This window comes from Streptomyces sp. NPDC091972 (assembly GCF_044756385.1).
Taxonomy (GTDB): domain Bacteria; phylum Actinomycetota; class Actinomycetes; order Streptomycetales; family Streptomycetaceae; genus Streptomyces.
This window is the reverse complement of sequence record NZ_JBIVSV010000010.1, coordinates 176612-196881: the sequence shown is the minus strand read 5'-3', so window position 1 is coordinate 196881 and position 20270 is coordinate 176612. Positions and strand designations below refer to the sequence as shown.

18 protein-coding genes are annotated in these 20270 nt (G+C 73.2%); 9 read left to right on the top strand and 9 right to left on the bottom strand.

The features are described 5' to 3' along the window. The first annotated feature begins 73 nt into the window (after positions 1-73). Positions 74-613, top strand: coding sequence for a hypothetical protein (locus ACIQJT_RS27930; protein WP_402648049.1), 540 nt, complete (start codon positions 74-76; stop codon positions 611-613). Between the two features lie 83 nt (positions 614-696). Here the strand turns inward: ACIQJT_RS27930 and ACIQJT_RS27925 are convergent, their stop codons facing one another. Next, a complete protein-coding gene (locus ACIQJT_RS27925) occupies positions 697-3216 on the bottom strand; it encodes a helicase-associated domain-containing protein (protein ID WP_402648047.1) in 2520 nt (839 codons plus the stop codon). 156 nt (positions 3217-3372) lie between these two features. Here ACIQJT_RS27925 and ACIQJT_RS27920 point away from each other — a divergent pair, with 156 nt between their 5' ends. Both ACIQJT_RS27920 and ACIQJT_RS27915 read left to right on the top strand, forming a co-directional pair. Continuing rightward, entirely contained in the window at positions 3373-4413 is a 1041-nt protein-coding gene (locus ACIQJT_RS27920; RefSeq protein WP_402648044.1) for a hypothetical protein, read from the top strand. Positions 4414-4479: 66 nt separating this feature from the next. After that, on the top strand, positions 4480-5124 hold the full coding sequence (locus ACIQJT_RS27915) for an HAD family hydrolase (protein WP_402648041.1): 645 nt from the start codon (positions 4480-4482) through the stop codon (positions 5122-5124). On the opposite strand, the gene ACIQJT_RS27910 is transcribed toward ACIQJT_RS27915, so the two are convergent. Beyond that, positions 5091-5351, bottom strand: coding sequence for a hypothetical protein (locus tag ACIQJT_RS27910; protein ID WP_053851154.1), 261 nt, complete (start codon positions 5349-5351; stop codon positions 5091-5093). The genes ACIQJT_RS27915 and ACIQJT_RS27910 overlap by 34 nt on opposite strands. 163 nt (positions 5352-5514) lie before the next feature. Here ACIQJT_RS27910 and ACIQJT_RS27905 point away from each other — a divergent pair, with 163 nt between their 5' ends. Together ACIQJT_RS27905 and ACIQJT_RS27900 are read left to right on the top strand one after the other, a co-directional pair. Further along, complete coding sequence (locus ACIQJT_RS27905; protein WP_365452265.1) at positions 5515-5898, top strand: cold-shock protein; 384 nt, start codon at positions 5515-5517, stop codon at positions 5896-5898. Then, positions 5898-6353: a hypothetical protein gene (locus ACIQJT_RS27900; RefSeq protein ID WP_402648038.1), complete on the top strand. Its 456-nt coding sequence runs from the start codon at positions 5898-5900 to the stop codon at positions 6351-6353. Before ACIQJT_RS27905 ends, ACIQJT_RS27900 begins: the two co-directional genes overlap by 1 nt. Here the strand turns inward: ACIQJT_RS27900 and ACIQJT_RS27895 are convergent. From ACIQJT_RS27895 to ACIQJT_RS27880, 4 genes are all read right to left on the bottom strand, one after another. Then, complete coding sequence (locus tag ACIQJT_RS27895) at positions 6346-7206, bottom strand: 1,4-dihydroxy-6-naphthoate synthase (RefSeq protein WP_365452261.1); 861 nt, start codon at positions 7204-7206, stop codon at positions 6346-6348. The genes ACIQJT_RS27900 and ACIQJT_RS27895 overlap by 8 nt on opposite strands. Further along, entirely contained in the window at positions 7196-7861 is a 666-nt protein-coding gene (locus ACIQJT_RS27890) for a futalosine hydrolase (RefSeq protein ID WP_402648034.1), read from the bottom strand. The genes ACIQJT_RS27895 and ACIQJT_RS27890 overlap by 11 nt, the downstream gene beginning before the upstream one ends. Positions 7862-7874: 13 nt before the next feature. Beyond that, complete coding sequence (locus ACIQJT_RS27885; RefSeq protein ID WP_053851159.1) at positions 7875-8378, bottom strand: hypothetical protein; 504 nt, start codon at positions 8376-8378, stop codon at positions 7875-7877. A 62-nt stretch (positions 8379-8440) separates the two neighbouring features. After that, entirely contained in the window at positions 8441-9784 is a 1344-nt protein-coding gene (locus tag ACIQJT_RS27880) for an MFS transporter (RefSeq protein ID WP_365452257.1), read from the bottom strand. 404 nt (positions 9785-10188) lie between these two features. On the opposite strand from ACIQJT_RS27880, the gene ACIQJT_RS27875 reads away from it, so the two are divergent. Next, a complete protein-coding gene (locus ACIQJT_RS27875; protein WP_365452255.1) occupies positions 10189-11115 on the top strand; it encodes a DUF3027 domain-containing protein in 927 nt (308 codons plus the stop codon). Between the two features lie 10 nt (positions 11116-11125). On the opposite strand, the gene ACIQJT_RS27870 is transcribed toward ACIQJT_RS27875, so the two are convergent. After that, entirely contained in the window at positions 11126-12079 is a 954-nt protein-coding gene (locus tag ACIQJT_RS27870; RefSeq protein WP_402648031.1) for a CU044_5270 family protein, read from the bottom strand. Continuing rightward, complete coding sequence (locus tag ACIQJT_RS27865; RefSeq protein WP_402648029.1) at positions 12072-12689, bottom strand: RNA polymerase sigma factor; 618 nt, start codon at positions 12687-12689, stop codon at positions 12072-12074. The genes ACIQJT_RS27870 and ACIQJT_RS27865 overlap by 8 nt, the downstream gene beginning before the upstream one ends. Positions 12690-12859: 170 nt before the next feature. Here ACIQJT_RS27865 and ACIQJT_RS27860 point away from each other — a divergent pair, with 170 nt between their 5' ends. The 3 genes from ACIQJT_RS27860 to ACIQJT_RS27850 all read left to right on the top strand — a co-directional run bounded on the left by ACIQJT_RS27860 (position 12860) and on the right by ACIQJT_RS27850 (position 17863). Next, complete coding sequence (locus ACIQJT_RS27860; RefSeq protein ID WP_402648026.1) at positions 12860-15973, top strand: sacsin N-terminal ATP-binding-like domain-containing protein; 3114 nt, start codon at positions 12860-12862, stop codon at positions 15971-15973. A gap of 105 nt (positions 15974-16078) precedes the next feature. Then, positions 16079-16930 carry a DUF5707 domain-containing protein gene (locus ACIQJT_RS27855; protein ID WP_365452247.1) on the top strand — a complete coding sequence of 284 codons (852 nt, stop codon included), beginning with the start codon at positions 16079-16081 and terminating at the stop codon, positions 16928-16930. A gap of 132 nt (positions 16931-17062) precedes the next feature. Next, positions 17063-17863 carry a hypothetical protein gene (locus ACIQJT_RS27850; protein ID WP_402648023.1) on the top strand — a complete coding sequence of 267 codons (801 nt, stop codon included), beginning with the start codon at positions 17063-17065 and terminating at the stop codon, positions 17861-17863. Positions 17864-17865: 2 nt separating this feature from the next. Here the strand turns inward: ACIQJT_RS27850 and ACIQJT_RS27845 are convergent, their stop codons facing one another. Continuing rightward, positions 17866-20253, bottom strand: a complete 2388-nt coding sequence (locus tag ACIQJT_RS27845) for a cation-translocating P-type ATPase (protein ID WP_402648021.1) — start codon at positions 20251-20253, stop codon at positions 17866-17868. Positions 20254-20270 lie beyond the last annotated feature (17 nt).

Here is a 20270-nt window from a genome sequence, read left to right as displayed (position 1 = left end):
CGCTCGCGGCGCAACCCCGGCCCCCGCTCGGGTGTCTTGACTGGCGGAAGCGGTCTGGGGAGGACACATGGGGATGTCTGCGGGCAGATGGGCCGTCGGCGGGGGAGCGGTCGTGGTGCTGGTGGCGACGGGTGCGTGGGCGCGCTGGCCGCCGGACGCCGACCCCCGGCTGTGGCACCAGGTGCGCCCCGCCATCGAGGCGCGGCTCGTGGAGCAGGCGCGGGGTTCCGGGTACGGGGAGAGCGAGCCCGGGCTGCGGGCGCGGTGGTTCTGCCGGGCGGAGGCGGTGGATCTCGACGAGCGGGACGGACTCGTGCGGGCCGGCGTCAGCACGCTGTGCCTGGAGTACGGGGTGCGCGCGGGGCACCTGGTGGAGTGCGGCGGCGCCGAGGTCCCGCAGGTGCTGCGGCTGCGGCGGGAGACCGACGGCGACTACACGGTCGTGTCGCAGGAGGAGCCCCCCGAGGGCGCGGGCTACGCGGAATGGCTGACGAGCCGCTTCGGCCGCTTCACGACGGTCTCCTTCGACGCCGACGTCGCCGCGGGCCCTCTGGAGTCCGCGGCCCGGACCCATTTCGGGCTGTCGGCCGGCTCTCCTCTCGCGGAGTGCTGACGGGGCTCCGGGGCTGCGCCTGAGCACCGCCCCTCGACACCGGTGCGGCTGCGGGCCCACTCCGGGCTGCCCGCCGGCTCTCCCTAGTCCTCCGCCAGTTCCGCCACCCCGGTCACCCGGTGCAGCGGGTACGTGCGGACCTCGTCGGCCGTGTGGTCGTAGGCCGTCACGAAGCCGCCCTCGACGCGGATGGGGGCGATGACGCGCTGGCTGGCCGCGCCCTCGGCGTTGACGTAGCCGATCCACAGGGCCTCGCCGGTCAGGACGGCGGCCTGCATGGTGGCGAGGGTCTCGGCGGAACTGGTGCGGGGGAGTTCCCCGGTGGCGGGCAGGGGCTGGTCGCCCTGTCTGCGCGGGGTCGTGGCGGCCAGGTCACCGGCCCGGATGGCCCGGATCGCGGCCGACAGGAGGGTCGCGTCGGGGACCGGCGGACCGTCCGGTACGGGTTCGGGGGCCGTGCGCGGCGGGGTGCGGTGGGCGTGGGCGCGGGTGATCAGGACATCGCCCTCCGTGGACTCGGCGGCCGGGGCGAAGCCCATCGCGCGCAGCCCCTCCAGCAGGGACGCCGGGTCGGCCTGCGCGGCCAGCACCGTCGGGGCCAGGCGGCGCAGCCGCAGGCCCGCGGCGCGCTTGTCGGCGAGGATCTCGTTGAGCAGGGCGTCGTCGTCGCAGCGGACGTACGCGGAGGCCGCGCCGACCCTGAGGTGGCCGTGCCGGCGGGCCACGTCGTCGATCAGGTACGTCAGCGGCTGCGGCACCGGCGTGCGCGAGTGCGCGGCGAGGAAGGCGTGCAGGTCGGACGCGGACTGGCCGGCGTCCAGGGCACGGCGGACCGAACCGGGCGTGAAGCGGTACACCGTCGCCCCGCCCTTGGACTCCACGTCGGCCAGGACGTCCAGCACCTCGGCCAGCGACCGCTGCAAGGGCCCGGGGGCCACCGCCGTCAGGTCCGCCTGGAGCAGGACGTGGTCGAGCGGCTCGGGCAGCAGCGGCGCGAGCAGCCGGGCGGCCGCGGCGGACGCGGTGGCCTGCTCGGCGGGGGAGAGGGGCTCGGCGACCGCGGGGCGGTGGTGCACGGGAAGCTTGTCCCCGGGGCCCTCCGGCACCGCGGCCGGCGTCTTCGGCGCGGTCAGCCCCAGCAGGGCCCGCCCGTGCCCGGACAGCGCGCCCCGTCCCGTCACCCCGAGCAGCTCCGCCTCCGCCAGCGTCCACTCGGCGAGCCGTGACCGCAGGTCGTCCTCGCGCTGCGGCCCGCGCAGCGGACGCTCCCAGCGCAGCCGGGCCAGCACCGACTCCCTGGACGGCGACGCCCCCTCCGGCAGCCCCGCGAGCAGCGTCAGCACCCGGTGCCGTACCTCGGGAGCGGCGCTGCGGTCGAGTCCCGGGCCCAGCGTCGACAGCGTGCGGTCCTTCGCGTCCCGGCCGCCCACCAGCCCGGACACCCGGGTGGCCGTGAGCCACGCCTGCGCCAGCCGGGCCCAGCGCTGTGCCGGGGGCTGCTCCAGCCACTCGTCGTGGGCCGGGGTCGCCGCGTACCGCTCGTCGGCCTCGCCGTCGGAGGCCAGCAGGCCCGCCGCGTACGCCAGCTCCACCCAGAACGCGGCGACCGGTTCCGCCACGTCCAGGGCGACCGCGGTGCGCTTGAGGTCGCGGACGCTGAGGCCGCCCGCCCGCAGCACCGAGGGGCCGCCCTCGTCCCAGTCCTTCAGCAGCTCCTCGACGGTCGCGAGCGCGGTGTACGCCTGCCCGGCCGCCGTGGCGTCCACCACCTGCGGACGGTGGGTCGCCGCGGGCTCCACGGCCGGCGGCAGCGGCTCCACCTCCCGGTGCGCCCGGCCGCCGCGCAGATGCAGGGCCACCTCCCGGGGCAGTACGACCGTCCCGGGCGCCGTCGGCACCAGCAGCCCCAGGTCCAGCAGGCGTCTGAGACGGGCCGCCGGGTCGGCGGTGACCTGGCCGTAGGGCGGGCCCCACACCAGCCGCGCGAGCACCTCCCGCGACTCCTCCGGAAGCCCGGCCAGCAGCGCCGACATCCGCTTGCGGTCGGTGAACAGCGCCGTCAGCGAGGCCACCGCGGAGACCGAGTCGTGGGTCGAGCCGAGCCCCGCCGCCGTGACGATGTCCTGGATGCGGCCCGGCGACATCCCCGCCGTGGCCTCCTGCACGGTCGGCCCGAGCCCGGTCGGCGACGGATGCTGCGGCGAGGGCGCCAGCAGTTCGCGGGCCGTCCGGACCAGCCGCAGCCGGTCGTCGTCGCCCCACACCAGGGCCTGCTCGCGCAGGGTGCCGAGGGCGCGCGGGAGGGCCGCCGAGACGGCCGGGTCACCGCCGTCTCCGGTCAGCAGGGCCAGCAGTTCGCCGTAGGGGGCCGGGTCGGCCGCCACCGCCAGTGCCTCCGCCGTCTGGAGCGCGAAACGGTCCAGCCGCTCCAGCGCCCGCACCACCGACGCCCTGGTCCCGGCCCGGGTGGCGAGCTGAGTGAGGTCCGTGGGCACGGGCGTGATCAGGTCGGGGCGGGCACGCAGAAGCGCGGCCAGGGATGCGTCGTCCCTGGCCCGGAGCGCTTCCGCGAGGGAGCGCGGCGGTACGGCCGGATTGCTCATCCGACCAACGGTAGCGGGTGGCGGCACGGGCCAGGGGTGACGTACGCCGCGCCCGCGCGACCGTCGTTCTCCGCGCCGGGCCCCGTCCCGTCGGCGGCTGCCTGCGCTAACGTCGTCCCACGGGGTATCCAACGCACCCGCCCCGGAGGGGACTTCGTGGGTATCGAGAGCGACCAGGTCGTCTACGAGTATCTGAGCCGCGTCGGCGATGTCGCGCAGCAGCGGCAGTTGCCGTCGTCCACCCGTATGCGGCTCGTCTCGGAACTGCGCAACGAGATCGACCGGCGGCGCGCCAAGGTGACCGTGGACTCGCCGGCCGCCGTCCGCCGGATCATCGCCAGGCTGGGCAGCCCGGACGAGGTGGTCACCGCCGCCGGAGGCACGGCGGACAGCGCCCCGCAGGCGCCGGTCGTCGCCATGCCCGTGCAGCGGGACCGGGAGACGGAGGAGACCGAGCGGCCGAAGGGGCTGCGCAAGGTCGTCCCCCGGCCGCGCCCCGACACCCCGCCACAGCCGGCCCCCGCGGCCGACCGCGACACCTCCCACGGGCCGCACCTGGCCGGTCTCGACGAACTCGGCGACAGCGCGACGCAGCCCGACTGGTGGCGGGTGGACAGCAGTCCCTTCGGTGTCGGGGACAGCGTGCCGGGCTTCGTGGGCGGAGTGGAGATCCCGGAGCTGCTGAAGCCCCCGCCGCCCAAGGAGGAGAAGAAGCCGGAGCCCGCGCCCGCCGTGGAGCAGACGGCGCCCGCGCCGGTGGTGAAGGCCCGGACGGCCTGGTGGAAGCGCGGGACGAAGGCGAAGGCCGCGGCACCGGTCGTCGAGGCCGCCCCGGTCCGCCGCCGGTTCGCCGGCCCCGGGAGCTGGAGCAACCCGCTCCTGCTGCTCGCCGCCGCCCTCCTGGTCGCCGGTGCGGTGCTCGGGAACCTGCTGGTCCTCGTCGTCGGCTGGCTCATCGCGTGGGCCTCGCGCCGGCTGAGCGACGCCGAGACCAAATGGGCCGTCGTGTTCCTGCCGAGCCTCGCGCTCACCGCGGGGATCGTCTGGCTGTGGGGCCGCAACGAGGGCCGCTGGGGCGAGCCGATCGCCCAGGGGCACATGAACGACGCGGTCGCCGAGACCTGGCCCTGGGTGGTGCGGGGCGCGGCCGTGGCGTCGGCGCTGTTCCTGGTGTGGCGCTCGCAGCGGCGGCGGTAGACCACGGGTGCCGGGGCGCCGGAAATCGTTGTCCGACGGCCTGACCGCTTGGGCACAATGGCTCATATGGCCTCTACAAGCACCTCCGCCCCGACCGTCGGCTTCGACCTCGACATGACGCTCGTCGACTCCCGCCCCGGCATCCACGCCTGCTGGGTGGAACTGTCCGAGCGGACCGGGACGTACGTCGACGCCGACCTGGTGGTGACGCGGCTCGGGCCGCCGCTCCAGGAGGAGCTGGCGCACTGGTTCCCGGCGGACCGGATCCCGGCCATGGCGGACCTCTACCGCGAGCTGTACCCGTCGTACGCCATCACCGGCACCCTGGCGCTGCCCGGCGCCCGCGAGGCCATACACGCCGTGCAGGAGGCCGGCGGGCGGGCGATCGTGGTGACGGCCAAGTGGGAGCCCAACGCCAGGCTGCACATGGAGCACCTGGGCATGGAGCCCGACGCGGTGATCGGCAACCTGTGGGCCGAGGGCAAGGGCGAGGCCCTGCGCGAGCACGGCGCGAGCGTGTACGTCGGGGACCACGTCGGCGATGTGCGCGGGGCGCGGATCGCCGAGGCCCTCTCGGTCGCGGTGACCACCGGCCCGTGCTCCGCCGCGGAACTGACCGAGGCCGGCGCCGATGTCGTCCTCGGCGCTCTCACCGAGTTCCCGGGGTGGTTTTCGGACTACCGCGCGGAGGGTGTTCCGGCCCGCGCCTGACGCCTTCCCGCCGCGACGGATTGCAGCACGCCCGCACCGGCCACCACGAAACCGACGGCCATGAGCATGCTCAATCCGAACATGTACGTCGGAAAAGGCGTCGTTCCGAGCAGGAACGGGGCCACGGTGACCAGAGTGGCCACCGCGCCGATGAAGAACACGATGGCTCCGGCACGGATCAGTCGGTCACCGGGAGCGGCGGAATTCGTTTGGGTTTTGTCACGCACCGGACCAGGGTAGTTCCCTGCCCGAAGGAACAACCGGGCGACGTCTTGTCACCGGCCTGAAGACCATTAGCCTTGGTACCGGCGGGTCCCGACGACCCGCCCCAGTGCTATCAAGAGCCGTTTCAGAAGCAGTTTTCCGACGAGTACGAGGACGAGGACAGACGTGCCTACCGGCAAGGTCAAGTGGTTCAACAGCGAGAAGGGCTTCGGCTTTCTCTCCCGCGACGACGGCGGTGACGTCTTCGTCCATTCCTCGGTCCTCCCCGCCGGAGTCGAGACGCTCAAGCCCGGGCAGCGGGTGGAGTTCGGAGTGGTCGCGGGGCAGCGCGGTGACCAGGCCCTCTCGGTGGCCATCCTGGACCCGACGCCCTCGGTCGCGGCGGCGACCCGCAAGAAACCGGACGAACTGGCCTCCATCGTCCAGGACCTGACGACCCTCCTGGAGAACATCACACCGATGCTGGAGCGCGGCCGCTATCCCGAGAAGGCCGCCGGGAAGAAGATCGCCGGTCTGCTGCGCGCGGTCGCCGACCAGCTCGACGTGTAGTGAGCGGACCCCGGGCCGAGGCGCCGTCCCTCCAGCTGCCGGAGCACATCCGGCGGCAGCGGCGCCACACCCTGGAGCTGCTGACCGTCTGCGCCATCGGCCTCGTCCCGTGGACGATCCTGCTGGCCTGCACGCTGCCCAGCGGGTACACGGTCCGTCAGTGGCGCACCACCTGGGTCGGCTTCGACGTCCTGCTGCTGCTCGCGATGGCCGCCACGGCCCTGCTGGGCCGGCGCCGCCACCGGGGGGTCGTGGTGGCGGCCGTGTCGACCGGTGCCCTGCTGGTCTGCGACGCGTGGTTCGACGTGTCGCTGGCCCTGGGCACCCCGGACGTGTGGGGTGCGGCGGCATTGGCGGTGTGCGTGGAACTCCCGCTCGCGGGCTTCCTCGTCCACCGGGTCCTGGGAATGTTGAAACTGGCCCAATGGCCGAGTGCCGCAAAGGGCGTCAGATAAACGACAACGCGTCGGGCCGCAAAGCCGGTACAAGCCCTTCCGCGGCCGCCCGGGTCAACAGCCCGCGAACCGCCGCATATCCGTCCTCGCCGAGGTCCGCGGTGAACTCGTTGACGTACAGACCGATGTGCTGATCGGCGACCGCGGGATCCATCTCCTGCGCATGCTCCATGACATAAGGCCGGGAAACCTCGGGCGCGTCCCAGGCGGTCCGCACGGAAGCCCGGACGGACTCGGCGAGCAGTGACAGGCGCTCCGCCCCCAGCGACCGCTTCGCGATGATCGCGCCCAGCGGAATCGGCAGCCCGGTCGTCGACTCCCAGTGCTCGCCCATGTCCGCGAGCTTGTGCAGACCGTAGTTCTGGTACGTGAAACGCGCCTCGTGGATCACGAGCCCCGCGTCGACCTTCCCGTCCCGCACGGCCGGCATGATCTCGTGGAACGGCAGCACCACGATCTCCCCGACCCCGCCCGGCAGCACGTCCGCCGCCCACAGCCGGAACAGCAGGTACGCCGTCGACCTCTCGGACGGCACGGCGACGGTACGGCCGGTGAGGTCCACCCCGGCCTCCCGCGTCAGCACCAGCGGCCCGCACCCCCGGCCCAGCGCACCCCCGCACGGCAGCAGCGCGTACTCGTCGAGAACGTACGGCAGCACGGCGTACGACACCTTCAGCACATCGAACTCGCCGCGCTCCGCCATCCCGTTGGTGACGTCGATGTCGGCGAAGGTCACGTCCAGCGCGGGCGCCCCGGGCACCCGGCCGTGGGCGAGGGCGTCGAAGACGAACGTGTCGTTCGGGCAGGGGGAGTACGCGATCTTCAGCGCTTCGGTCGTCTGCTCAGTCGTCATGGTGTTCCCAACTCTCCAGTACGGGCGTCAGCTTCCCGAACCCCTCCGTCAGGGCCGCGAGCGCGTCACCGATGCGCCAGGCGGCCCGGTCGCGCGGGCCGACCGGATTGGACACGGCACGGATCTCCAGCACGGGCACACCGTGGATCCCGGCCGCCTCGGCGACCCCGAAACCCTCCATGGCCTCGGCGAGGGCGGTGGGGTGGCGTTCGCGCAGGGCGTCCGCGCGGGCGGCCGTACCGGTCACCGTGGAGACGGTGAGCACGGCCCCGGAGCGTGCCCCGGTCGCGGCGCTCGCGGCCCGCACGAGAGCCGCGGGCGGACGGTGGGTCACGGCACCGAACCCCAGCTCGGTCACCGGCACGAACCCCTCGGCGGTCTCCGCCCCGAGGTCGGCCGCGGTGATCTCGTCGGCGACGACGAGCGAGCCGACCGGCGCGTGCGGGAGGAACCCGCCGCCGATCCCGGCGGACACGACGAGGCCGTAGCCGCAACCCTCCAGTGCGGCCCGGGTGAGCGCGGTGGCGGTGCCGGCGGCGGCGAGAGCGGGCCCGACCCCCACGGCGAGGACGTCGACGGCCGGCGCCGGGCCCGTGAACGCACGGGCCACCGCGTCCCGTTCGACCGGGACCGCGGTGGCCACGAGGATGCGCATCGGAATCAGCGGATCAGTAGTCGGAGTTCTCCAGCTTGAAGTTCCAGACGCCCTTGAACGCCTTGCTCTCGCCGGAGGACTGCTTGTCCTGCTCGACGATGCTGATGTACAGCGTCTTCTGCGGGGCCTGGCCCTGCTGCTGGGCGAACAGGTCGACACCGTCGAAGGCGTAGTACGTCTTCTTGTAGGCGTACGTCATCTGCTGGCCGTTGATCCACAGCGCCCAGCCGGTGTCCGCGATCTCGGGGTCGACGCCGACGCGCAGCGTCTCGCTCTGCTTGACCTTGATCGTCTTGACGTCCGACTTCTCCAGGGCGCACTTGGCGGCCTTCGCCTTGCCGAGGTCGTTGCCGTCGTCGTAGCAGACGGCCTCGGCGCTCACCGAGGTCGAACCGACCGTGACGGTGACGCGCGGCGTCGGCTTGTCGCAGGCCGACAGGACGAGCAGTCCGGCGGAAACGAGGCCGGCGGCGGCGACGGCGCGGCGGCGTCGCACATCGGATTGCAGCGTGGTCATGGCGGAAGGCTATCGGGCGGGTACAGCAGTCCCTTTATGCGGGGTGCGGCGAGCCCTGCCGGTTACGCCACTCGCGCCGTGGCGGAGCTGCCGTGCCGTGCCGAGCTCAGCAGCCCCTTGGCGGTGGCCAGCCAGCCCGCGGCCACGACCGCGGCGGCCACCGACAGACCCAGGTAGCCGTTGAGCGGCATCACGATGCCGACCGCGCCGCCGAACACCCACGACACCTGGAGCATCGTCTCGGAGCGGGCGAACGCCGAGGTGCGGACCAGTTCGGGCACGTCCCGCTGGATCAGCGCGTCCAGGGACAGCTTCGACAGGGCCTGCCCGAACCCGGCGACCGCCGCGAGACACGCCACCAGGAGAGCGCCGAAGAAGATCGCCGCCGTGATCGCCGCGCCCAGCACGATCGCCACCACCGTCAGGATGATGATCTCCGGCGCCCTGGACCTGAGCCACGCCCCGACCGCTGTGCCGAGCGCGTTGCCCGCGCCCGCCGACACGGCCACCAGCCCCAGGGAGACCGCCGCGCTCTCGCCGGTCAGCGGATGCTCGCGCAGCAGGAACGCGAGGAAGAAGGTGAGGAAGCCGGAGAGCCAGCGCAGGGCGGCGTTCGCGCCCAGGGCGTGGGTGACGGCGGTGCCGACCGTGCGCAGCCCCGGCCGCTTGACCGGCTTGAGATGCGGGCCGTGCAGATGCTCCTCGTCGGCGGCGAGCAGCGCCACGTCCTCGCCCTTGGCCGAGTCGACCTTCGGCGGCAGCGAGAACGACAGGAACGTGCCCGCGATGAAGATCACAAAGGCGCCGTAGAGCGGCCAGCGCGGTCCGATGGCCTGGAGCCCCGCGCCGACCGGGGCCGCGATGCCGGTGGCGAGGAGGCCGCCCAGGGTGACGCGGGAGTTCGCCTTGACGAGGGAGAAGCGGGGCGGGAGCAGCCGGGGCACGACCGCGCTCCTGACCACGCCGTACGCCTTCGAGGCCACCAGTACGCCGAGGGCCGCCGGATACAGCTCCAGGCTGCCCGTGGCGACCGCCCCGGCGATGATCAGCGCGAGCATCGCCCGGGCGAGCATGGCACCCGCCATGGCGGCCCGGCGGCCGTGCGGGAGCCGGTCGAGGAGGGGGCCGATCACGGGCGCGAGGACCGTGAAGGGCGCCATGGTGATGGCGAGGTACAGGGCGACGCGCCCACGCGCCTCGTCGGTCGGCACCGAGAAGAACACCGTGGAGGCGAGGGCGACGGTGATCATCACGTCCCCCGCGCCGTTGACCGCGTGCAGTTCGATCAGCTTGCCGAGGCCGGACTCGCCCGCCCCGTGCGCGTGGGTCGCCTTGCGGATGCCGCGGGCCGTACCGGTGAACGGGAAGTGCAGGGCACGGCCGACGGCACGCACGGACCCTGTCATCCGGCCCGAACCGCCACCGACTCCGGTGGCTCCCTGGGGTGTCCTCGTGGCTGCCACCCCGTCATAGTGCCCCGAGAAAGCTGTGAGTAGTGCGCTTACCGCGCGTATGAACGCATATGAAGTGCCACACGAAGCCCACCGGAAGCCCGCCGGAGGCCCACCGGGGGCAACGAACCATCACGTCGGTGTAGGCCGAGCGGCGGCGAACAGGTAGCGTGCGTAGCGCGCCGTGGCGAACGTTCTCGGCCGCGCGCCTCTCTGACATCCCGCAGAATGGATGGGAGCAGGTGCGCCCGAGCGCGATCGGGCGCGGACGTCGACGCGGTCCTCCGGTCCGCTCCGTCCGCACCCACCGCCTTCAGGCCGGCGCACCCGAGTGACGGCGTAGGAGAGAAGCGATACCTGTGAGCGCAGCGACAACGCGAAGCCGCACCCCCGACCGCCTGTGCGCCGAGGCCGTCGACCTCGCCCGCGCCGCAGCCGAGGAGGCCGCCGCGCCCGGGGTGGTGGGCGAGCACGCGGGCCTGGTCTCCGAGGGGGACCGTGTCGTCACGCACTTCTTCGAGTGCAAGGAACTCGGCTACCGCGGCTGGCGCTGGGCCGTGACCGTGGCGCGCGCCTCACGCGCGAAGATCGTGACGCTGGACGAGGTCGTCCTGCTCCCCGGCCCGGACGCGCTGCTGGCACCGGAGTGGGTGCCGTGGAGCGAACGCCTGCGCCCCGGCGACATGGGCCCCGGCGACCTGCTCCCCACCGACGCCGAGGACCTGCGTCTGGAGCCCGGCTACACCGGCGAGGACGAACCCCTGCCGAGCGCTCCCGTCTCCGAGGAGATGGCCGAGCTGGTCGAGGCGGAGGACGCGGAACTCACGGCGGGCGCCCCGTCGAACCTCCCCGTCGTCCCGACCCGCGGCTCCATCGCCGCGGTCGCCGAGGAACTGGGCATGCGCCGCGCCCGCGTCCTGTCCCGCTACGGCCTCCACATCGCCGCCGACCGCTGGGAGGAGGCCTTCGGCGCCAAGACCCCGATGGCCCAGGCCGCCCCGGCGCCCTGTGCGAGCTGCGGCTTCCTGGTCCCGCTCGGCGGCTCCCTGGGCCAGGCCTTCGGACTGTGCGCCAACGAGTTCGCCCCGGCGGACGGCCGGGTGGTGTCGCTGGCGTACGGCTGCGGCGGCCACTCGGAGGCGGCGGTCATGCCGAAGCCGCCCCAGCCGGCCCCGCCGGTGATCGACGAGACCCGGGTGGACCCGTTCCCGCTGCGCCCCGCCCGGGACTCCGGCTCGGTGCCGGAGACCGCGGACGAGGCGTCGGCGGAACTGGGCCACTCGTAGGGCCTTGGGCTCACGGGCGCTGGAACACCCGGTCCACGACGCCGTCGGCGACGATGTACTGCGACTGGTCGTAGGCGTGGGTCGTGCCCTTCCCCGTGACCCGCTCACGCAGCCCCAGGTACCGGTACGTCTTCGCGTCGAAGAGCAGCAGCCGCCCACCGTCCGCCCAGGGGGTGCCGGGCGGGCCGACGTACCGGACGCCGACGGCGGTGTGTCCGGCGAACTCGGTCCGGCGCGGCAGCACCTCGACCCCGGGGACGGCGGCGAGCGCCTCGAACGCCGCGGAGCGCAGCCCCTTGGGCAGGACGGGCCCGCCGAGCAGACCGGAGAGGTAGAACTGGATCCGCGGCCACTCGTCCGCCCTGGTCCTCCGGCCGAAGTCGGGCTTCGTGCCCGACTCGCGCAGCACGATCGTCAGCCTGGCCGGGTCGAGGGGCAGCTTCTTCACCTTCGACCACTCACGCGGTGGCCAGGAGTACTCGCCCTTCTGCGCCGGTGGCACCCACTGCCTGTGGCCCAGCTCGCTGACGTAGGACTTCTTGGACCCGTCGACCGAGCTCCAGCTCTCGTCGACGTACTTCTTCACGGGACCGCCCGCCACCGGCCTGCGCTCGATGACCTCCTTGGTGTAGACGAACTGGTCGTCGCGCGGGGCGAGCGGCTTCTCGGTGCGCAGTGCCTCGGCCGCCGCCCCCCGCAGCACGGTGGCCGCGCTCACGGTCCGGGTGCCAGGTGCGTGCTCCCCGGTGTCCTGGGAGATCACCACGGTCGCGGTGACGGCCGCCGCGGCGACGCCGGCCACGGCGATCCGCAGCAGCGGACGGCGGCCGACACCGGGTACGGCGGCGGGGGCGGTGGGTGCCCGCATCGCCTGGTGGAGGCGGAAGCGGGCCCGGGCGCGGGCGGCGTCCGTGAGCGGGGCCGCGTCCGCGTCCCACTCCCGCAGAAGTTCGATCTCATTCATCGTCGGATTCCTCTCGGAGAGCGGTCGGATCGGATCCGCCCAATGCCTCACGAAGTTTTCTGCGCGCCCTGTGCAGCCGTGACCGGACCGTCCCCACCGGCACCCCGAGGGCGCGCGCGACCTCGTCATAGCCGAGGTCGGCCCAGGCGACCAGGAGCAGCACGTCCCGGTGCCGGGCGGGCAACCGGGCCAGGGCACCGGCGAGTTCGGCGCGCACCGCCTGGGCGCTGACCCGGGCGGCCACCCGGTCCGCGACGGTCTCCTCGGCCGGTCCGCCGGGAGCGGCCGGGGGCAGCCGGCCGAGTGTCCGCAGCCGTCGGGCCTCGGCCCGCCGGTGCCGGCCGATGAGGTTGGTGGCGATGCCGAACAGCCAGGGACGGGCGTCGGCAGCCTCCGTGCGGTACCGGAAGCGCTGCTGGAACGCGGTGGTGAAGGTCTCCGCCATCACGTCCTCGGCCGCCTCCGCACCCAGCCGGCGTGCCGCGTACCGGTGCACCGAGTCGGCGTGGCGGTCGAAGAGCACGGCGAACGTCTCGGGCTCGTCCCACGACCGTTCGATCACCGAGGCGTCGCTGTCCTGCCCCACGCCGACGCCTGGTTCGACGGTCATCGGGGCTCCTTTCGTCGTAGTGGCGCTGTGCAGCTCGGGCTTTCACCCGTACTTCGCCGCTCGGCGGAATCCGGTTCCCGCGGGGAGCGGGCGCGGGGGCCGCACGGGGCGGAGTCACCGTCCTCCCTCGTCGCGGTACCTTCGTCGTCACGCCGATGAGGAGAGTCAACGTGAGCAAGTTCGTGCGGCCCGCTGCCGAGGGTGCCGACCCGTTCGGGACCGCCCGGCTCCGGCGAGGGGTGCTGGACGCCTGGGCCACCAGCCCCGCCCGGTTCCGGGAGGACGCCAACGCCGAGGAGGACCTCGTCCTCGGCGGGTACCGGGACCGGCTCGTCGTCGAGCTCGCGCAGAACGCCGCCGACGCCGCGGCCCGGGCCGGCGTGCCCGGACGGCTGCGGCTCACCCTGCGCGAGGGCGTCCTGTTCGCCGCCAACACCGGCGCCCCGCTGGACGCGGCCGGTGTCGAGTCCCTCTCCACGCTCCGCGCCTCCGCCAAGCGCGACCAGACGGACGGCTCGGTCGGCCGCTTCGGCGTCGGCTTCGCCGCCGTGCTCGCCGTCACCGACGAGCCCGCCGTCGTCGGCCGCCACGGCGGGGTCCGCTGGTCCCTCGCCGAGGCCCGCGACCACGCCGCCGAGACCGCCCGCCACAGCCCCGGTCTCGGCGACGAGATCCGCCGCCGCGACGGCCACGTCCCGCTGCTGCGGCTCCCGTTCGCGGCCGAGGGGAGCGCGCCCGACCCCTACGACACCGTCGTCATCCTCCCGCTGCGCGACCCCGCCGCCGCCGACCTCGCCGAGCGCCTGCTGAACGCCGTCGACGACGCCCTCCTCCTCGCCCTGCCCGGCCTCGAGGAGGTCGTCGTCGAGACGGCCGACGCGACCCGCACGATCAGCCGCCGGACCGAGGACGGCCTCACCGTCGTGGAGGACTCGCGGGACGGCACGACCCGGTGGCGCACCGCCTCCGCGCACGGGCCCCTCACCCCCGAACTCCTCGCCGACCGGCCCGTGGAGGAGCGGCTGCGGCCGCACTGGTCGCTCACCTGGGCGGTGCCCGCCGACCCCGACGGCACCCCCGCCCACCCCCGCACCAGCCCCGTCGTGCACGCCCCGACGCCCAGCGACGAACCGCTCGGCGTCCCCGCGCTGCTCATCGCGTCCTTCCCGCTGGACACCACCCGCCGGCACGCGGCCCCCGGACCGCTCACCGACTTCCTCGTGCAGCGCGCGGCGGACGCGTACACCGAACTCCTCGCCGGCTGGCGGCCGGTGAGCGAGGGGATCATCGCGCTGGTGCCGGGTCCGCTGGGCAAGGGCGAGCTGGACGGGGCGCTGCGGCAGGCGATCCTGGAGCGCCTCCCGCGCACCGCGTTCCTGCCCCCCGCGCTGGAACCCACCGACGACCTCCCCGAGGTGCTGCGCCCGCGCGAGGCCGAGGTCGTCGAGGGCGCCGGGGCCGACACCGTGCGGGTGCTCGCCGAGGTGCTGCCCACCCTGCTGCCCGCCGGGCTCGAACGGCGGGTGGAGCTGCGCACGCTGGGCGTCGCCCGGGTCCCGCTGACCGACGCGATCGACCGGCTGGCGGGGCTGGAGAAGGAGCCGGAGTGGTGGCAGCGGCTCTACGACAGCCTCGCGGGCGTCGACCCCGACCGGCTCACCGGGCTTCCCGTGCCGCTCGCCGACGGCCGTACGACCATCGGGCCCCGGCAGGTGCTGCTGCCCACCTCGGACGGGCCCCTGATCGACCCCGGCGTCCTCGCCCGGCTCGGCCTCAAGGTGGCCCATCCGGACGCCGCCCACCCGCTGCTGGAGAAGCTCGGCGCGCTGCCCGCGACCCCGCGCGCGGTGCTCACCACGCCCCAGGTGCGGGCGGCCGTGGCCGCCTCCCTGGACGACGACGGGGGCGTGAGCTGGGAGGAGGACACCCCGGACGCCGAGGAGCTGGCCGACACCGTCCTCGCGCTGGTCCGGGACGCGGGCCTGGAGCCGGGCGACGAGCCGTGGCTGGGCGCGCTCGCCCTGCCCGACGAGGAGGGGGAACTGGTCCCCGCCGGTGAACTCGTCCTGCCCGGCAGCCCGTTCGCCCGGGTGATCCGTGAGGACGAGCTCGCCTTCGTGGACGCCGAGCTGGCCCGCAAGTGGGGCGAGCAGCCACTCGCCGCCTGCGGGGTGCTCGCCGACTTCGCCCTGGTCCGGGCCACGGACGTGGTGCTGGACCCGGACGAACTGGAGCCGCGCGACGGCGACTTCGCCGAACCGGACGACGCCGGGCTCCTCGACGCGGTGGACGTGTGGTGCGAGGACATCCTCGACCGCTTCCCGGACACGCCCGTACCGCCGGTCGCCACCGAGCTGATCGCCGTGCGCGACCTGGACCTGGTCGACGAGGACAAGTGGCCCGAGGCCCTGGCCCTGCTCGCACAGCCCCCGCTCAGGGACGCCCTCACCCAGCAGGTCCGCATCCTCCTGCCCGACGGCACGCACGAGGTCGTACGGCCGTACACCGCCTGGTGGCTGCGCGGCAACCCGGTGCTGGACGGCCGCCGCCCCGCAGGCCTGCTGGCGGCCGGGGGAGACCCCCTCCTGCGCGGCCTGTACGACGAGGCGGACGCGACCGGGTTCGACGACGAGCAGGTGCTGCGGGCGCTGGGCGTGCGGACGTCGGTGGCCGCGCTGCTGGCGGAGCCGGGCGGGGCGGCGGAACTGCTGGACCGCCTGGCCGACCCCTCGCGGCCGGTCACCGGCGCACAACTGCACGGCCTCTACAGCGCGTTGGCCGACCTGGACCCCGAACAGGTCACCCTGCCCGACGAGCTGCGGGCGGTGACGGACGGCCGGGTCGAGGTCGTGGACGCGGCCGACGCGGTGGTCGTCGACTCGCCGGACCTGCTGCCCTTCACACAGGGTGTCCCCCTGCTGCCGGTCCGCCCCTCCCGGGCCGCCGAACTCGCCGAACTCTTCCAGGTCCGCCGGCTCAGCGAGTCGGTGACGGGTTCGGTGGACTCCGAGGGCACCGAGCACGAAGTCCCGGAGCCGGTACGGATCCTGCTGGGCGCGGGCACCCCCGCCACGTACGTCGAACACGACGAACTCGTCGTCGACGGCGTGGAGATCGACTGGCGCCTGACGAACGACGGCGTCCTGCACGCGTCCACCCTGGAGGGCGTCGCCGCGGGCCTCGCCTGGGCGGCCCGACAGTGGCCCCGCCGCTTCGAGGTCGCAGCCCTCCTGGAGGACCCGACCCGCACGGAGGAACTGGCACGGGACCGCTGGTTCGACTGAGCGCCCGCTCACACAAATTTCTTACCGTTTCTGCAACGCTTCGCCCCGGTCGCGCATCTGACCCCACGAGCCGCCAGGCTCTTCGACCAGTCCCTGGGGGAACGCATGCGCATCCGCACCACCGTGGCCGCCGTCTCCGGCGGCCTCGTCCTCGCCGCCCTCGCCGTCCCGGCCGCACAGGCCGACGGCGGGGGCCTCCACAAACCCACCGCCGCAGAGCGTTTCGGCGTTTCCAGAGCCGCGATGAGCGCCGCCGACGACGCGGAACCGCCGGTCGTCTCCAGCGTGCAGGTCAACGGCGGCAAGGCCATCGTGGCCGGTACCTCGGGCGTCAAGACCTTCACCGTGTCGCTGACCGCCAGTCACTCCGCCGGTATCCAGGACGCGTACATCGACCTGTGGCACGGCCGGGACACCAACCATGTCGACGGTGTGTTCGCTCCGAACGAGCAGAACGCCACCTGCACCGCGGTCAGCACCACGACCTCGACCTGCAAGCTCACCGTCACGGTCGACATCGGCCGGGAGCTGTACATGAACTCGCTGGCCGGCACCTGGCACGTGACCGCCGCGGCGATGGCCGCCGACGAGGCCGGCACCGACTACTGGAACGACTTGTACGGCACCCACCGGGTCCAGCGTCAGTCGAAGCTCACCGCCAACGCCTCCCCGGAGCCGGTGAAGAAGGGCAAGACCATCACCGTCACGGGCAAGCTGACGCGGGCCAACTGGGAGTCGCGGAAGTACGCCGGTTACTCGACCCAGCCGGTGAAGCTGCAGTTCCGCAAGAAGGACTCCAGCACCTACACCACGCTGAAGACGGTCAAGACCAACAGCAAGGGCGACCTGACGACCACGGTCAAGGCCACGGTCGACGGGTTCTACCGCTGGAGCTTCGCGGGCACCTCCACCACCCCGGCGGTCAACGCCGCGGGTGACTTCATCGACGTCAAGTAAGTCGGGCGGAAGCGAGCGTTGCGCATGTGCGGCCCACATCACGTCTCACGCGTACAACCAACCGCGTGAGTCAGGGATCTACGGAGTGAGTCAGCAGACTCCGAGATCCTTCTCTCCTCATGGGGAACGCACATGCGCATACGCGCCCTCGTCCTCGCCGCCTCCGGCGCCGTGGCACTTTCCGCCCTTGCCGTGCCGTCCGCCTCGGCCGCCACGGCCGGGCCCGCCGTCACCTTCTCCAACCTGAAGGTCAACAGCGGCAAGAACATCGTCGTCGGGTCGACGTCCATGGTCACGGTCTCGGCGACCTACACCGTGACCAAGCCCGCGAACCTGAGCGCGAGCTCCTTCCAGACCGGGCCCGTCCTCTACCGCGGCGCCACGCTCGGCATGGACTCCGACGACCTGCTTTTCGGTGACGACGCCGGTACCTGCACGGCCTCTTCCTCGACCGTGCTGAAGTGCTCGGCGAAGGTCCAGTTCCGCCCGAAGGGCACCGCCGAGACCGGCGACCTGATCAACAGCCAGGCGGGCACCTGGAAGCTGGGCGCCCTCGCGGTCAACGACAGCGACGGGATCACCTGGCAGGGCAACCTCGGCAGCACCCACCTCCAGCGCCGGGCCACCCTCACCGCCAACGCCTCCCCGGAACCGGTGAAGAAGGGGAAGACGATCACCGTCACGGGCAAGCTGGCCCGCGCCAACTGGGACACCAACACGTACGCGGGTTACTCGACCCAGCCGGTGAAGCTGCAGTTCCGCAAGAAGGGCAGCAGCACCTACACGACCCTGAAGACCGTCACCACGACGTCCACGGGCACGCTGAAGACGACGACCACGGCGACGGCCGACGGCTACTACCGCTACAGCTTCGCGGGCACGACGACCACGCCCTCCGTGAGCGCGGCCGGCGACTTCGTCGACGTCCAGTAGGACTAGGCGGAACCGCGGCGGTCGACCCACCTCCACAGGAGTTCCAGGGCGGCCGCCGCCACCACCGAGATGCCGACCGCGATCCACGGCATCGTCAGCCCGACCAGTTGCAGCGCGAAGAAGTCCTGGAGCCAGGGCACGGCCAGGACCAGGACGAATCCGAGGCCCATCGCCGCGACGAGCGCGAGCCGCCACCAGGTGTAGGGGCGGGCGATGATCGCCAGCACCCACATCGAGATCAGGAACAGGGTCAGGGTCGCCGCGCTGGTCTCCGCGTCCAACGCGCCGGGTCCGGTGTAGTGGTGGCGGGCGATCAGGTACGTCACGAAGGTCGCGATCGCCGCCACCACCCCGCCGGGGATCGAGTACCGCATCACCCGCCGCACGAAGTGCGGTTGTGCGCGTTCGTGGTTGGGCGCGAGGGCCAGGAAGAACGCCGGGACGCCGATCGTCAGCGTCGACAGCAGGGTCAGGTGCCGGGGCAGGAAGGGGTACTCGACCTGCCAGCACACCACGAGGAGCGCGAGCAGCACCGAGTAGACGGTCTTGACGAGGAACAGGGTCGCGACCCGGGTGATGTTGCCGATCACCCGCCGGCCCTCCGCCACCACCGAGGGCAGCGTCGAGAAGCTGTTGTTCAGCAGCACGATCTGTGCGACCGCCCGCGTGGCCTCCGAACCGGAGCCCATCGCCACCCCGATGTCGGCGTCCTTCAGGGCGAGCACGTCGTTGACCCCGTCGCCGGTCATGGCGACCGTGTGCCCGCGCGACTGGAGGGCGCCCACCATCTCCCGCTTCTGCTGCGGGGTGACCCGCCCGAACACCGTGCCCTCGTCGAGCGCCTGGGCCATCCCGTCCGGCTCGGCGGGCAGCCGGCGTGCGTCCACCGTGCTGCCGGTCAGCCCGAGCTTGGCCGCCACCGCCCCCACCGACACCGCGTTGTCCCCGGAGATGACCTTGGCGCGGACGTCCTGTTCGGCGAAGTAGCGCAGGGTGTCGGCCGCGTCGGGGCGCAGCCGCTGCTCCAGTACGACGAGGGCGGTCGGCCGTGCCCCCTGGGCCACCTCGGGGTGGTCGAGTTCGTGGGCGGCGCGGGCCAGCAGCAGCACGCGCAGCCCCTGTTCGTTGAGCCGCCCGGTCTCCGCGAGCGCGGGGTCGTCGGCGGACAGGAGCACGTCCGGCGCCCCCAGCAGCCACGTACTGGTCTGGCCGTCGCCCTCGCTGAAGGTGGCCCCGCTGTACTTGCGGGCCGAGGAGAAGGGGAGCGACTCGGTGCAGCGCCACTCCTGGACGTCCGGGTAGACGTCGATGATCGCCTGGAGGGAGGCGTTGGGCCGCGGGTCGGACTCGCCGAGGGCGCCCAGGACCTTCCGTACGTACGACTCGTCGGCGCCCTGCAACGGCCTGAGCTCGGTGACGTCCATGCCGCCCTCGGTGAGGGTGCCGGTCTTGTCGAGGCAGACCGTGTCGACGCGGGCGAGGCCCTCGATGGCCGGGAGTTCCTGGACGAGCGCCTGTTTCCGGCCAAGCCGGATGACGCCGATGGCGAAGGCGACGGAGGTCAGCAGGACGAGTCCCTCGGGGACCATCGGCACGATGCCGCCGACCGTGCGGGCGATGGAGTCCTTGAGGTCGTTGTCCTTCACGAAGAGCTGGCTGACGACCAGGCCGATCGCGGTCGGGACCATCATCCACGTCACGTACTTGAGGATCGTGGAGATGCCGGAGCGCAGCTCGGAGTGGACCAGGGTGAAGCGGGAGGCCTCTTCGGCCAACTGGGCGGCGTAGGCCTCGCGGCCCACCTTGGTGGCCCGGAAGGCGCCGCCGCCGGCGACCACGAAGCTTCCGGACATCACCTGGTCGCCGGGCCGCTTCACCACCGGGTCGGCCTCACCGGTGAGCAGCGACTCGTCGATCTCCAGGCCGTCGGCCTCCACGACCTCCCCGTCGACCACGGCCTTGTCGCCGGGCCCGATCTCGATGAGGTCGTCGAGGACGATCTCCGAGGTGCTGACCGCGGTCGCGGTGCCGTCCCGCCGTACGGTCGGACGTGCCTCGCCGATCACCGCGAGCGAGTCGAGGGTCTTCTTCGCCCGCCATTCCTGGACGATGCCGATCCCGGTGTTGGCGAGGATGACGTACCCGAACAGGCTGTCCTGGAACGGCGCGACGAACAGCATGACCAGCCAGAGCACACCGATGATCGCGTTGAACCGGGTGAAGACGTTCGCCCGGACGATCTCCGCCAGGGTCCGGCTGCTGCGCACCGGCACGTCGTTGACCTGGCCCCGCCGCACCCGCTCGGCGACCTCGGCGGCGGTCAGGCCGGTCACCGCCGCTGACGGGGCCGTCGTGCGGTCGAGTGCGGCGCCCGCGTCGATGTGCGTCATGCATTCGACGGTACGTG